Annotated in this window: 14 protein-coding genes; 9 read left to right on the forward strand and 5 right to left on the reverse strand. The window is 58.5% G+C overall.

The genetic code is table 11. The features are described 5' to 3' along the window. Positions 1-28 precede the first annotated feature (28 nt). The 3 genes from rpmI to pheS all read left to right on the forward strand — a co-directional run bounded on the left by rpmI (position 29) and on the right by pheS (position 1,889). Positions 29-229 (forward strand): 50S ribosomal protein L35, encoded by a 201-nt coding sequence (gene rpmI, locus ACQK2G_RS23295; RefSeq protein WP_127766029.1) that lies wholly within the window; start codon positions 29-31, stop codon positions 227-229. Between the two features lie 44 nt (positions 230-273). Then, positions 274-642 (forward strand): 50S ribosomal protein L20, encoded by a 369-nt coding sequence (rplT, locus tag ACQK2G_RS23300; RefSeq protein ID WP_425407435.1) that lies wholly within the window; start codon positions 274-276, stop codon positions 640-642. 158 nt (positions 643-800) lie between these two features. Then, complete coding sequence (gene pheS / locus ACQK2G_RS23305) at positions 801-1,889, forward strand: phenylalanine--tRNA ligase subunit alpha (RefSeq protein ID WP_425407436.1); 1,089 nt, start codon at positions 801-803, stop codon at positions 1,887-1,889. A gap of 30 nt (positions 1,890-1,919) precedes the next feature. On the opposite strand, the gene ACQK2G_RS23310 is transcribed toward pheS, so the two are convergent. Next, on the reverse strand, positions 1,920-2,420 hold the full coding sequence (locus tag ACQK2G_RS23310; protein WP_425407437.1) for a PaaI family thioesterase: 501 nt from the start codon (positions 2,418-2,420) through the stop codon (positions 1,920-1,922). A 210-nt stretch (positions 2,421-2,630) separates the two neighbouring features. Between ACQK2G_RS23310 and ACQK2G_RS23315 the strand changes: the two genes are divergently transcribed. After that, positions 2,631-3,302 carry a hypothetical protein gene (locus ACQK2G_RS23315; protein WP_425407438.1) on the forward strand — a complete coding sequence of 224 codons (672 nt, stop codon included), beginning with the start codon at positions 2,631-2,633 and terminating at the stop codon, positions 3,300-3,302. On the opposite strand, the gene ACQK2G_RS23320 is transcribed toward ACQK2G_RS23315, so the two are convergent. From ACQK2G_RS23320 to ACQK2G_RS23330, 3 genes are all read right to left on the reverse strand, one after another. Continuing rightward, positions 3,247-3,729 carry a hypothetical protein gene (locus ACQK2G_RS23320; RefSeq protein WP_425407439.1) on the reverse strand — a complete coding sequence of 161 codons (483 nt, stop codon included), beginning with the start codon at positions 3,727-3,729 and terminating at the stop codon, positions 3,247-3,249. The two genes, ACQK2G_RS23315 and ACQK2G_RS23320, sit on opposite strands and share 56 nt — an antisense overlap. Before the next feature lie 5 nt (positions 3,730-3,734). After that, positions 3,735-3,965: a hypothetical protein gene (locus ACQK2G_RS23325; RefSeq protein ID WP_425407440.1), complete on the reverse strand. Its 231-nt coding sequence runs from the start codon at positions 3,963-3,965 to the stop codon at positions 3,735-3,737. 94 nt (positions 3,966-4,059) lie between these two features. Then, positions 4,060-4,539 (reverse strand): helix-turn-helix domain-containing protein, encoded by a 480-nt coding sequence (locus ACQK2G_RS23330; RefSeq protein ID WP_425407441.1) that lies wholly within the window; start codon positions 4,537-4,539, stop codon positions 4,060-4,062. Between the two features lie 294 nt (positions 4,540-4,833). Between ACQK2G_RS23330 and ACQK2G_RS23335 the strand changes: the two genes are divergently transcribed. The 3 genes from ACQK2G_RS23335 (at position 4,834) to ACQK2G_RS23345 (ending at position 9,112) form a co-directional block, all read left to right on the forward strand. After that, positions 4,834-5,646, forward strand: coding sequence for a ParB/RepB/Spo0J family partition protein (locus ACQK2G_RS23335; protein WP_425407442.1), 813 nt, complete (start codon positions 4,834-4,836; stop codon positions 5,644-5,646). 119 nt (positions 5,647-5,765) lie between these two features. Continuing rightward, a complete protein-coding gene (gene pheT, locus ACQK2G_RS23340; RefSeq protein ID WP_425407443.1) occupies positions 5,766-8,174 on the forward strand; it encodes a phenylalanine--tRNA ligase subunit beta in 2,409 nt (802 codons plus the stop codon). A gap of 224 nt (positions 8,175-8,398) precedes the next feature. Next, positions 8,399-9,112 carry a hypothetical protein gene (locus ACQK2G_RS23345; protein WP_425407444.1) on the forward strand — a complete coding sequence of 238 codons (714 nt, stop codon included), beginning with the start codon at positions 8,399-8,401 and terminating at the stop codon, positions 9,110-9,112. On the opposite strand, the gene ACQK2G_RS23350 is transcribed toward ACQK2G_RS23345, so the two are convergent. Beyond that, on the reverse strand, positions 9,063-9,998 hold the full coding sequence (locus ACQK2G_RS23350; RefSeq protein ID WP_425407445.1) for a hypothetical protein: 936 nt from the start codon (positions 9,996-9,998) through the stop codon (positions 9,063-9,065). The two genes, ACQK2G_RS23345 and ACQK2G_RS23350, sit on opposite strands and share 50 nt — an antisense overlap. 438 nt (positions 9,999-10,436) lie before the next feature. On the opposite strand from ACQK2G_RS23350, the gene ACQK2G_RS23355 reads away from it, so the two are divergent. After that, positions 10,437-11,159, forward strand: a complete 723-nt coding sequence (locus tag ACQK2G_RS23355; RefSeq protein ID WP_425407446.1) for a J domain-containing protein — start codon at positions 10,437-10,439, stop codon at positions 11,157-11,159. 185 nt (positions 11,160-11,344) lie between these two features. Then, positions 11,345-12,484 carry a prephenate dehydratase gene (locus tag ACQK2G_RS23360; RefSeq protein ID WP_425407447.1) on the forward strand — a complete coding sequence of 380 codons (1,140 nt, stop codon included), beginning with the start codon at positions 11,345-11,347 and terminating at the stop codon, positions 12,482-12,484. The last annotated feature ends 11 nt before the right edge of the window (positions 12,485-12,495 follow it).

Here is a 12,495-nt window from a genome sequence, read left to right on the forward strand (position 1 = left end):
CGGCGGGGTAGAGATAAAGGAGATCGAAATGCCCAAGCTGAAGAGCAAGAGCTCCGCGAAAAAGCGGTTCAAGGTCACCGGCACCGGCAAGGTGCGGTTCTACAGCGCCTGTCTGCGGCACAACACGTCCAACCGTCCGCAGAAGATGAAGCGTCAGAATCGCGGCGGTCAGATCATGTGTGATTCCGACGCCAAGGTCGTCCTGGACAATTGGTTGCGCGGCCGCTGAGGCCCCCTGCCGAAACGCATTTTCGAATTTAGGAGCACAGAACAATGGCACGCGTGACCAACGGCAAGACGCGCCAAGCCCGTCACAAGAAGATTTTGAAGGCTGCGAAAGGCTATTACGGCCGCCGCAAGAGCACCATCCGCGTTGCAATGCAGGCGGTGGAGAAGGCCGGCCAGTACGCCTATCGCGACCGTCGTACCCGCAAGCGGGATTTCCGCAAGCTTTGGATCCAGCGTATCAACGCTGCGGTACGCCAGGCGACCGACAACGAAATGACCTATGCCCGCTTCATGGATGGCGTGCACAAGGCCGGTATCGAACTGGACCGCAAGGTTCTGGCCGACATCGCCGTGCATGAGCCGGAAGCGTTCAAGGCCATCGTCGATCAGGCCCAGGCCGCGATCGCGAAGTAAGATACTTTGCCTTAAGGGTTCTTGCCCGGGTGTCTTGGCCGGCCGGCGGCTTGCCAAGACGCGGGCGAAACGTCTAAACAGCCCGTGGCCTTCCGCGGGCTGTTTTTGTTCGATCCCCAGTTGATCGACTCATGGGAATTCAGACGGGTTCGGGAAGAATGACGGCGATTGATGTAGAGGCACTGAAATCGGAACTTCTGGCCGAGGTCTCGGCCGCCGCCGATTTGGCGGCGCTGGACGCGGCGCGGGTCGGCGCGCTGGGCAAGAAGGGCAAGATCACCGCCGCCATGAAGGGCTTGGGCGGGCTGTCGCCGGACGAACGCAAGTCCACGGGTCAGGCCCTGAACGCGATAAAGGACGCGATCGCCGAGGCGATCGACGCCCGTAAGGGTGACCTGGAAGCGGCGGCGCTGGAGCAGCAGCTTGAATCCGAGCGGCTCGACGTTTCCCTGCCGATCCGGCCGGAGCAACGCGGCAAGCTGCACCCGATCAGCCAGACCATGGACGAGATCGTCGCGATCTTCGGCGCCATGGGGCTCTCCGTCCGCGAAGGGCCGAACATCGAAGACGATTTCCACAACTTCACCGCCCTCAACATTCCCGCCGAACATCCGGCGCGGCAGATGATGGATACCTTCTATCTGCGGGACAAGGACGGCAATCCGGATTTCGAGAAAGTCTTACGGACGCATACTTCGCCGGTTCAGGTGCGGACGATGCAGAGCGAGAAGCCCCCGATCCGCATCATCGCGCCGGGCCGGACCTATCGATCGGATTACGACGCCACCCATACGCCGATGTTCCATCAGGTCGAAGGGCTGGTCATCGATAAGAACATCACATTCGGCCACCTGAAAGGCTGCCTGCAGGAATTCTGCGACGCCTATTTCGAGGTCGAGAACGTGCCGCTGCGGTTCCGTCCGAGCTATTTCCCGTTCACGGAGCCCAGCGCGGAAGTGGATATCGGATGCTCCCGCGAAGGCGGCGAGTTGAAAATCGGCCACTACGACGATTGGCTCGAAATCCTCGGCTGCGGCATGGTGCACCCGAAGGTGCTCCAGTATTGCGGCATCGATCCGGAAGAGTATCAGGGCTTCGCCTTCGGCATGGGGATCGAGCGGATCGCGATGCTGAAATACGGCATCCCCGACCTTCGGACCTTCTACGAGGCGGATATCCGCTGGCTGAAGCACTATGGCTTCGTGCCGCTCGAAGTGGCCAGTCTGGAACGTGGTCTGACGCCGTAAGTCCGCCTATCGCCTAAAACGTACTACTCGTCATGATGCCGGCGCCGGCATGATGGAGCATGTCGTCGTGCCATGCGCCAACAGCTTGCCGTTTTCCGCCATAAGCTTGCCTTCGGCGGTGGCCGTCGTGCGGCCGCGGTGGATCAATGTGCCGATGGCCCGCACGATACCGGTATCGGGCATGATCGGGCGTACCATGTTCACCTTCGCTTCGACGGTGATGTAGGCCTCGCCTGCTTCCAGGGTCGTGTGGACCGCACATCCCATGCAACTGTCCAGCAAGGTCATCGCATAGCCGCCATGGACCGTACCGATCGGGTTCAGCAAATGCCCGTCCGGATGGGATGCGAAAACGGCGCGGCCCATATCCACTTCAACAAGCCGCATCCGCATCGGGCCCGCGATGGGCGGTATGGGATGGATGCCGTCCCGGACGCCTGACAGGAAATCCAGGCCCGGCATCGAGAACACCTCGGAAACCGGCAAAATGCCGAGTTCATCTGCGCCGGGCGCGGAAAAGACCTTTTCCATGGGAATACCGGGATATGCGTTCGCGTCACTGGAAAGGCGTAAATATCCGAGTGCGGAGCAAGGGGAAAGCTCAAAAGTTTGATCGAACGATTTACCGCTTCGGCGCGTGCCGGAGCGCCCTATTTTCAACCTCTCTCTCATAACGGGCAATAGACCGGCACTCAGATCGTGCGTAGCAATAGGGTTCTTCACCAATACGGGAGATAGACCATGAACCCATTCAATGCATCGTTTCTAATGTCAGAGATGATCGACGAAGCCGAAGAGGCCGGCATCAAGATCGCTTTCCGAACAGATATCGCCGCGCTTTACAGGCTGGAAAACGAGCTTTCCGGTAAAGCACTTTCACCCCTGTTTCATCCTGGGAAATTTGATCTGGTTTCCGATCGTGTTTTCTGGATCCACGGAACCAATGAGGAGGGGCGCACCGTGCATGTCCAGGCGTCCAAATTGGACGATACGGGACGGAACAACCTAGAGGAGCTGTTGCAGGCGCAATTGTCCAGATGCTTCCATTCCGACCCGCCGCTGACCAACTGCACGCCGATGCGGCAATTGCGTGGGATGTGCGCCTATCACGGCGATACCTGGGTCGATCGGGACCTGCGCAAGAATGGTTTGGGGCCCTTGCTGACGAAGATCGGACTGCTGGCGACCTTCATTCGCTGGCAGCCGGACTATGTCTATGCCTGGTTCGAGAACCCGATCATGTATGGCGGTTTCGGGGTGCGGTCCTGGTACACCAATTTTGCCCGTGTCGGGCAGCACTGGCACAAATGGATCCTGCCGCACGAATTCTTCTCGTGGATGTCCCACGAGGACATGATCAATTTAATAGAATTGGAGACTCCGCGAAGCGGGCTAAAACACCTACAGCGTTGAACTCGCGGAACTTGACGGGGAATACGTAGCGGAAGAACTCCACCGAATACTTCGTGCCGTAGACGTCGATCGGCGCACGCACGCGTTGCGCGATCGGCGTTTCGGTGCGGGTTACGGTCCAATAGTCGCGGTTCAACGTCTGCTCAAAAGCGCTGTCCGGGACGCCTTCCTTGCCCTGCGCCTCGACGCAGAAATCCTGACCATAAAGATCGCCGACGACGGATTGCGCCCCGCAATACAGATACTTGGACCCGTTGTCGCCGACCGCATGGAGTTGCAGGAAGGGCAGAATACCCTCCAACTCGTCATGGTTCAGCGCAAACCGGCCTTTGGATGTGGCATACCAATCCAGGCAACGCCGGAATACGGCATCGTCCACCTCCCCGGGGGAGTTCAAGGCCACCTTTTCCATCGGTATGTTGAGCAAGGGATTTATCCGCCCTTCCGCGCGAGGTCCCGGAAACCTTCAATGAAGCCGATCAGGTCGCGCATCTGCTGATTGTTCAACTCGCTCAGCGATAAAACGCCGAACTTGTCTGAGATATAGGTCCGAATAAGTGGCGCCAGTTCGAAATCCTCGGAAAGAGCCTGAATCTTCGCGGCATTGCTGTCGAGCAGAATGCTGAGGATTTCCGAAGACACCTGTGCTTGTCTATTGACCATTGTGTACCACACCGCTGGTGAACAAGAGTGGTCGCACTGTAGTCCACTAAACCCAAACGAGCAATTGCCGCAAATCGTCACACGACCGTGGTTGTCACACCGGCAGCAAGCGGTTCAGGAATGTCGAACGCTGACGGTCCTCCTCTTCCAGATGCACGAAATGCTCATACATCAAGGCAATCAGTCGGGCGCGCTTTTCCGTAGAAATAGTGACGTCGAACTGGGCCAGACGTTCTTCAAGGTTTTCGATGACCATCGCCAACAGGTCGTGGTCGATCGGTCCTTCCTGGTCGGTGGCGGGGCGGTGCTCCTCGCCATAGGCAAGCCAATCGAGCCCGACACCGGCGGCCGACGCCAAGGCACGGACCGTGAAGAATGTCGGTTTCGCTTTTCCGTCGATATACTTGGTGATCATCTCGGCTTTGACATTCGCAATCAGGCCGGCGCGCTTGCGGCTGCCGATTTCCTCGACAACCTGCCGTAGGCGGTCCCTGAAGCCGGTGTCCTGAGAGAAATCTTCCGGCCAGATCGTCGCATCGGCCTGTGCCGGCCGTTCCTTCGTGATCGTACTCATTTGCGGTCTAAAACCCCTTGTTTGCGGGCCCCGTATGGACCCGGATCGCCAGTTGCCCCGGACCGGCCGCCAAACCCTAACTATGGTCGCTGATCCATGCGATGACAACCAACCGAAAGTATCGCTTTTTTATGCCGACAAAAAGGGATGCTCTTAACTCTGCGGATTGAAATGGCCCGCATCGATGCATTAGGTTGATAACGTTCACGGTCGGGAGGGGGCTGGCCGATGGACCGCATGGACGTGATCGCCCCTTTCTGCTTACCCCCTTTGGAACAATGGCTTTTTCGTCGTATGGAAGTACATCAAATACCCTTGTCCGATATTGAGGTCCGAGATCGCCTCCGGCCTGCCACGGCGGAATATGTCGACGGTTTGGCAGGCGACATGGACAAGCGTGGACTGCGTTCTCCGATCGAGGTGAGCGAATGCGACGGTGAAAAGCCCTATATACTTGTAAGCGGATTGCACCGGTTGATGGCGGCGCGGCAGCTTGGCTGGGATGTGATTCCAGCGTTCATCGTATCCGGAACCGACAAGGAATTGCGGCTGGATGAACTGTTGGAAAACCTGCAGCGGAACGAATTGACGCGCCTGGAACGCTGTCTTTTTGTGGCTGAATACCGTCGATTGATCCAAGAAAGGCGGCCCGAGACCCGCCGTGGTGGAGATCGCAAGAGTGGGGAGTTCCACCAAAGTGCAGCCGATGGCACTTTGACAAGTTGGTGGGATGATCTTGCCGTGCGGTCCGAGCGGTCCCGCCGCACCATCATGCGCGAAGCGTCCGTCGGGGAGAAATTGGACCCCGCGGCGGTTTCCAAGCTCAGCGGGTCGCCCGTCGCCGACAATCTCGGCGAGTTGGAGGTGCTCAGCAAATTCGACGGAAATAAACAGGCGCAGATTGCCGACGTGCTCGCCGCGACGAATGCGCCGGTGCCTACCGTTGGAGCGGCGATACGGGCCATGGAAAAGGGCGGTTCTTCCGAGGAATTGCCCGGGCCGGACGATGTTGCCTACAACAAGCTGCTGTGGCATTGGCGCTCCGCTAGCGCGTCCGTACGCCGCCGCTTCATCGTCCATGTCCTGGAAGACAAGGACCTGCCTTGATCGGGGCGGCCTGCCTGTCCGCGGGGCTGCCTTGTTTCGCGCGCCGCGCCTGTTTATAAGCCCCGTACGCCTTGCGTTTCGGGCGCCTTCAACATGCATTCCACGGTCACGGCAAGCACATGAAATTCACACTCTCCTGGCTCAAGGATCACCTCGACACTGACGCATCGGTTCGGGAAATCGCCGACAAGCTGACCTCCATCGGGCTCGAAGTCGAATCCGTCGACGATCCCTCCGCGGCCTTGGCGCCCTTCGTGATCGGTTATGTCGAGGAAGCGCGGAAGCATCCCAACGCCGACCGGTTACAGGTTTGCCGTGTGAATACCGGCAGCGATGTCATTCAGGTGGTGTGCGGCGCGCCCAACGCGCGGACAGGCATGAAGGGCGTGTTCGCGCCCGCCGGCGCGCATATTCCCGGAACGGGGATCGACCTGAAAGCCGGCGAGATCCGGGGAGAAGCCTCGAATGGGATGCTGTGCTCCGAACGCGAGATGGGCCTGAGTGACGAGCATGACGGCATCATTGAATTGGCCGATGACGCCCCGGTCGGCACGAGTTTCGCGTCTTTTGCCGGTCTGGACGACCCGGTTTTCGAGATCGGCATTACCCCGAACCGTGCGGATTGCTTGGGCGTCTATGGTATTGCACGCGACCTTGCAGCGGCCGGGCTCGGCACGCTGAAGGCCCCGAACTACGACCGTGTCGACGGGGTCTACGAGAGCCCGTTGAAATGGGAAATCGCCGACGAGGCGGCAGGCGCATGCCAATATGTGGCAGGCCGCCATTTCCGCAACGTCAGGAACGGTCCCAGCCCGAAATGGATGCAGCAGCGGCTTAAGGCGATTGGTCTGCGGCCGATTTCCGCCTTGGTGGATATCACGAACTACGTGACCTTCGACCTGGGACGGCCGCTTCATGTCTTCGACGCGGACAAGGTCAAAGGCAATCCGACCATGCGTTTCGCCCGGGACGGCGAGAGCATCCTGGCGCTGGACGGGCGTGAATATGCGCTTGATGACAGCATGCTGGTGATCGCGGACGAGAACGGCCCCGAAGGGATCGGCGGCGTCATGGGCGGCGAACTGTCCGGATGTACGGCCGACACGACGAATGTTTTCCTGGAAGTCGCTTTGTTCGACCCGATCAAGGTCGCGGAAACGGGCCGGAAACTGGGTATCAATTCGGATGCCAGGTATCGTTTCGAACGCGGTCTCGATCCTGCATCGGCCCAATGGGGCGTTCAGGTCGCCACGCGCCTTATCCTGGAACTTTGCGGCGGCGAGGCCAGCGACGAAGTCTCCGTCGGCGAAATTCCGGTTCTCGATCGCAAGATCGACCTGCGTATGGCGCGGTTGCAGCGGCATAGCGGCATCGAGGTGCCGGCGGCGGAAGCGGAGGCCATCCTGTCGCGCCTGGGATTCGGAACCATGCGAGATGGGCATGTGGTGACCGCGGATGTTCCCGGCTGGCGCAAGGACGTCGAAACGGAATACTGCCTTATCGAGGAAGTTCTGCGGATCCACGGATTCGACAAGGTTCCCGCTGTTCCTCTGACGCCGGATACGGCGCTGCCGACACCGGCGGTCACCACCGAGCAGCGGCGGGTTGCCTATGCGAAGAAAGTCCTGGCACAGCGTGGCATGCTGGAAGCCGTGACGTGGTCCTTCATGCCGTCGGCACTGGCGATGAAATTCGCCGACCAGGACAATTTCGACCTGGATGAGATGACGCTCGCCAATCCGATCAGTGCCGATCTTGATGTCATGCGGCCAAGTGTCCTGCCGAACCTTATCCAGGCGGTTGTGCGCAATGCCGACCGGGGGCAGCCCGACGGCACCCTGTTCGAGGTCGGGCCTGCCTTCCGTGACCCGTCGCCGAAAGGGCAGGATACCGTCGCTGCCGGGATCAGGGCCGGAAAGACGGGACCGAGGCATTGGGAGCAGGCCCCGCGGGATGTCGACGCATATGACGCCAAGGCGGATGCCATGGCCGTGCTCGAAGCATGCGGTGCGCCGGTCCAGAATCTGCAAGTCTCGACCGACGCCCCCTCCTGGTATCATCCGGGGCGTTCCGGCGGTCTGCGACTGGGGCCGAATGTGCTTGCCTGGTTCGGCGAACTGCATCCCGGCCTGGCGCGGCAAATGGATATCAAGGGACGGGCCGCTGTTTTCGAAGTCTTTATGGACAGAATTCCGCAGCCGCGGGCGAAAGGTGGCGGCAAGGCGCGTCCCTTGCTGAAGACGGAAAATCTGTTGCCGGTCTATCGCGATTTCGCCTTCCTCGTCTCCGCCGACACGCCTGCCGATGCCTTGGTGCGCTCGGCCGCAGGTGCGGACAAGAAGATGATCGCGGATGCATCGGTCTTCGACGTCTATGCCGGGGCGGAGCTCGAAGGGCAGAAGTCGGTCGCGGTTTCGGTGACGATCCAGCCGACGGACAAGACACTGACCGATGAGGAAATCGAGGCGATCGCCGCAAAAGTCGTCGCCAATGTCGAGAAGCAGACGGGCGGCAAACTGCGCGCCTAATATGGATCTGCATAGGGATCTGCGCCGTCGGTCGTGACGTTTGTCGGTTCAGTCCAAGCCCGATTATTGGGCGGGGACGCGGGGCAGACACCCACGGGAATGTATTTTCCTGCGAATAATAGCAGGAAAATACATAAAATTCACCTTACGGTTTATTTTCTAATTTATAAAACGCGCTAGCGTGGTCCCGGCTTATTCGACAATGAAGAGGGCGGGCGGGACCCATGATCAACGAGTTGAAGGTTGTTCGTTTTCTGACGACGCAGGAACAAAAAGCAAGTTCCGCCGGCGTCAGGATCGAGATGTCGACGGATTTCGTGCATCTGCAGAAACTGGTGGATCGGTTGGACGGGCGTGACCCGCTGTCGCCGATATTTGATTGGCGGAAGAACCCGGTCGGCCCCGAGAACGCATTCTGGATCCAAGGCGTGAACGACAAGGGCGATTGCGTGTTGCTGCAAGCGGCGCGCGTGGATGACTTGGGTAATAGGAATCTGGCTCAGCATATCGCTGAGAACAGGGATCTGATCCACACCCCCTATTTCGAGGCGGATACCAAGAACTCCATTTTTGACGAGTGTTATCATTTGGAGCGGATAACGGGACGCGTGGTCTATGCGGGGGAGACCTGGATTTGTCCCGAAGGGCCCTATCGAGGCGGAGGTCTGGCCTCTGTCTGCTCGGGTTTCGCTTTTGGACTATCCCTGCTGCGCTGGCGGCCGGACTATATGTATGGCACCGCAACCCACGCTTTGATGGTACGGGGCATTGCCGCGAAATACGGTTACTATCATCAACACCCGCGGGGACTACGCTGGCGTCGGGCGGATGGCGGCGGCAATGTCGATGAATGGATTGTCTGGATGGACTTGAAGGACCTGGCCGATGCTACGGGTTCCCTAGAAAGGGAAACGACGCATTTGGCAGCAGATCGGTGAAGACCTGTACAGCCGGCACATGGCCGCCGCTCGGTACCGGCAGCATCAGCCTCTGATACTGCACCCAGGTAGATAAACCGTTCGGCAGGTCCAGATGTCCGACAACGAAGTCCAGGCGCGGCTGAAAATTGTGCGCAACGTCCCGGTATTCTCGACTCATCCTGTTTTCGTGCCTGTTATGCGCACCAAGTTTACGCGCATTGACGCTAAGCGCCTCCGATTTCCAGACGTCTCCGTAGTACCGCAGAATCGGTGCCTGCGTACCGATATAGCTGAGTCTCAGATTTTCATCATCGTCATCGGCCGAGACCAGTACCGCCCGTTTGTTGGCAAGTCTCCAGAATGCGTCCTTCGCATGCTGACAATTTGCATTCATCATCTGGCGCCAAAGGGAAAAGGCGAGACTGACGAAAGGGGTAACTATATTGCGGGCGTCCGGATCAATCTGACGGACGAAAGTGGTCGGCAGGGGCATCAGGTTGCCGGCGGCCGACAGGTCCCGAAACCTGTCAGCGGCCAGTTTCGGGGAAAACAACCGTTCTACACACCAGCCCCCCATGTCGTAACAAAGCAGGATGACCTTCCCGGGGGTGGCGTCGCGGAGGCGCTGCTCGGTGAAACGTGCCGCACGGAAGCCGAGGCTCCTCGGGTTCCAGCGTACCACGAAGAAATAGGAGTCTCGGTACGTCGCGACCCCGCCCTGGTTATAGTCCAGGACAGCGGGAATGGGTGTGACGCTGAGGTTCAGAATATGTGGGTTCAGTTCCGGCGCGAGGTCCATGGCGAGCGTTTCCACCCCGGACGAATGGATGCGGGACGCCACGCCATACCGATTATCGTTCGAAAACGGTGGCAGATCTTTCGTAAGCCTCGTCAGCCCCATCATCTTCGGCACGCCTCCCCATGCGCCTTAGGAATCAAAACCGCAAGCGTAGAAAATCTGGCACGGATCAAAAAAACTAGCAAACACAAACGCTTATAAACAAATATAAGGCGATATGCATTAGGTGTATGGATATCTAAAAGTTGTTATTCGCGGCGCACAGGGAAGCAGGTGCGCCGGAATGCGGTGCTCATGTAGTTTGTGGCTGCTGTCGGGGAAGCCGAATCTCAATCTGTAACGCGACACGGCATCAAGGGCGACGATGGGTATTCCCTACGCAGCAACTTCAATGGTAGTTAGGTGGTGGTGAGATCATGGCATGAGAATCTCTTTTCTTCGTTACTCTTCATCTACGTATGTTTCTACTGGCCTTATTAAGTAAATCACAGTAAATCGAAATAACCGAGAGAGAGTGAATACTTTATGAGTAAGGAGGTCGGTATGATGGACGGGTTTGCGATCGGCGCGGAAACTTTGCGGAATGTGGGCGGGGCGTCGGCGTCGGCAGCGGAAGAGGAGGTCAAATCCGTTCGGAAGCTGTCCTATGCCGTTCCATGTTCGTCCGGTTTCCGGGACTCCGTGCTGGAAATGGCGGCGGATAGAGAGGTCAATGTCGGTGACTTGGCCCGTTCGATAATGCTTACTTTGCCGCCAGACGAGATCAGGGCCGCTTCGGACCCGGGAGAGCCGGAAGAAAGCGACCGGGAGACCGTTGTTCTGAAATCAGGACCAAGTGCCGGCAAGCCTTGGCGTAGAAAACCCCGGCTTCAAGTTCGCCTGCCGGCCGGGCACGATGTCGTGGATATCAGAAAAGCACTCGGAATAGCCCTGGATCTCCACCGCGGTGACCGGGAGGTGCGCCTGGAATCGACCGCCGCCCCCGACTGGTCCGATATTGTCCATGAAATGGAGGAGAAGGTCGCGCGACTGCAGGTGACGATTGCGACATTGGCCTTCGAGCCGCTGGCAAATGGTGTGCGGACTCGGGAAGAAGCCATGCACGTTCTTGGCTTTGTTCCGAACAGTCGACCGGACGCGAAGATGATCAAGGCGCGGTACCGTATGATGGCGGCGATCCACCACCCTGATAGCGAATTTGGAGATCATGCGCGAATGTCGCAATTGAATCAGGCGATGAGCCTGCTCAGGAGCGCGGCGATCTAATCCCGAGAAAGCATGACGCGCAGACAGGGCTTTGGCAGCGGTGCCAAAGCCCTTTTTGCTGTCCGGGTCGGAAATCATCCAATCAGAATGCGGTATGGAAGAAAACGAGATTATTCGTTTGACTATGCACTAATCGGATAATATTCGTGCATTTAATTCGATATGCGCAATAAGGTTGATGTGTAATGCTTGAAGCTATGAGTGACCGAATAAGGCAAGCCCGTATTTCCGCTGGTTTGACGCAAACCGATTTGGCGGGCCGGTTGGGTGTGACCCAATCGACTGTGAACCGCTGGGAAGGCGGCCGGCACGACCCTTCCCGCGAAATGGCAACGCGGATCGCCGAAGCCCTTGATATGACGACCCAATGGCTGGAAATGGGCGAAGGCGAACCCGGAGATGGGCCGCTGACTTCGACGGCCAGCGTTTCGGATCATCGCAAACCGAAGACATCTGATCTATTCACGCCCTTGCTGCGCTATGTCGACAACCCGGTCATTGCGTATCAAGGGGTCCCAGGCGCCTATTCGCATCTGTCCTGTACTGAAGCATTCCCAACGCTGAAGCCATTGTCCTGCGCCAGTTTCGAAGACGCTTTCGCGGCGGTGGAAACCGGTCGGGCTGGCCTTGCCATGATCCCGATCGAAAACAGTCTGGGCGGGCGAGTGGCGGATATTCATCACCTGCTCCCTGAATCGAGCCTTTACATTGTCGGCGAGCATTTTCAGCCGGTGCACCATAACCTTCTTGCGCCGAAGGGTGCGACATTGGAGGGGATCAAGGAAGCGCGGAGCCATCCCCAGGCGCTGGCGCAGGTTCGGGAAACCTTGCGGGAATTGAAGATCAAGCCGGTAAGCCGTGCCGACACGGCTGGATCGGCGGCGGATGTAGCGGAACTGGGTGATCCCACTGTTGCCGCGGTGGCCTCAAGCCTGGCGGCTGAGACCTACGGCCTCGATGTTCTGCGCAGCCGGATCGAAGACCGGATCGGCAATGTGACACGTTTCGTCATCATGTCGCGTACCAGGATAGAACCGGACCCACTGGACGGACCTTCCATGACCAGTTTCGTCTTCACGGTCCGTAGTGTGCCGGCGTCGTTGTACAAGTCCATGGGTGGGTTTGCGACCAATGGCGTCAACATGATCAAGCTGGAAAGTTACATTTCCGTCGCAGATTATTCGGTCGCACGCTTCTACGCGGAAATCGAGGGGCATCCCGCGGAACGGCATGTCGACAGGGCGATGGAGGAACTGCAGTACTTCACCACGCGTGTGAAAATGTTGGGAACCTATAAGCAGAACCCGTTCCGCTTTCAGGACTGACCGCAGCGGAA

Origin of the sequence: Hwanghaeella sp. (assembly GCF_965227365.1) — a bacterium.
In the GTDB taxonomy this organism is placed as follows: domain Bacteria; phylum Pseudomonadota; class Alphaproteobacteria; order UBA8366; family Aestuariispiraceae; genus Hwanghaeella.

Bases quoted from the DNA above. Each gene is read 5' to 3' on its own strand.
- ACQK2G_RS23360 (WP_425407447.1), top strand. From the start codon at position 11,345: ATGCTTGAAGCTATGAGTGACCGAATAAGGCAAGCCCGTATTTCCGCT.
- ACQK2G_RS23310 (WP_425407437.1), bottom strand. From the start codon at position 2,420: ATGGAAAAGGTCTTTTCCGCGCCCGGCGCAGATGAACTCGGCATTTTG.
- ACQK2G_RS23345 (WP_425407444.1), top strand. From the start codon at position 8,399: ATGATCAACGAGTTGAAGGTTGTTCGTTTTCTGACGACGCAGGAACAA.
- pheS (WP_425407436.1), top strand. From the start codon at position 801: ATGACGGCGATTGATGTAGAGGCACTGAAATCGGAACTTCTGGCCGAG.
- ACQK2G_RS23325 (WP_425407440.1), bottom strand. From the start codon at position 3,965: ATGGTCAATAGACAAGCACAGGTGTCTTCGGAAATCCTCAGCATTCTG.
- pheT (WP_425407443.1), top strand. From the start codon at position 5,766: ATGAAATTCACACTCTCCTGGCTCAAGGATCACCTCGACACTGACGCA.
- ACQK2G_RS23330 (WP_425407441.1), bottom strand. From the start codon at position 4,539: ATGAGTACGATCACGAAGGAACGGCCGGCACAGGCCGATGCGACGATC.
- ACQK2G_RS23335 (WP_425407442.1), top strand. From the start codon at position 4,834: ATGGAAGTACATCAAATACCCTTGTCCGATATTGAGGTCCGAGATCGC.
- rplT (WP_425407435.1), top strand. From the start codon at position 274: ATGGCACGCGTGACCAACGGCAAGACGCGCCAAGCCCGTCACAAGAAG.
- ACQK2G_RS23355 (WP_425407446.1), top strand. From the start codon at position 10,437: ATGATGGACGGGTTTGCGATCGGCGCGGAAACTTTGCGGAATGTGGGC.
- rpmI (WP_127766029.1), top strand. From the start codon at position 29: ATGCCCAAGCTGAAGAGCAAGAGCTCCGCGAAAAAGCGGTTCAAGGTC.
- ACQK2G_RS23350 (WP_425407445.1), bottom strand. From the start codon at position 9,998: ATGATGGGGCTGACGAGGCTTACGAAAGATCTGCCACCGTTTTCGAAC.
- ACQK2G_RS23315 (WP_425407438.1), top strand. From the start codon at position 2,631: ATGAACCCATTCAATGCATCGTTTCTAATGTCAGAGATGATCGACGAA.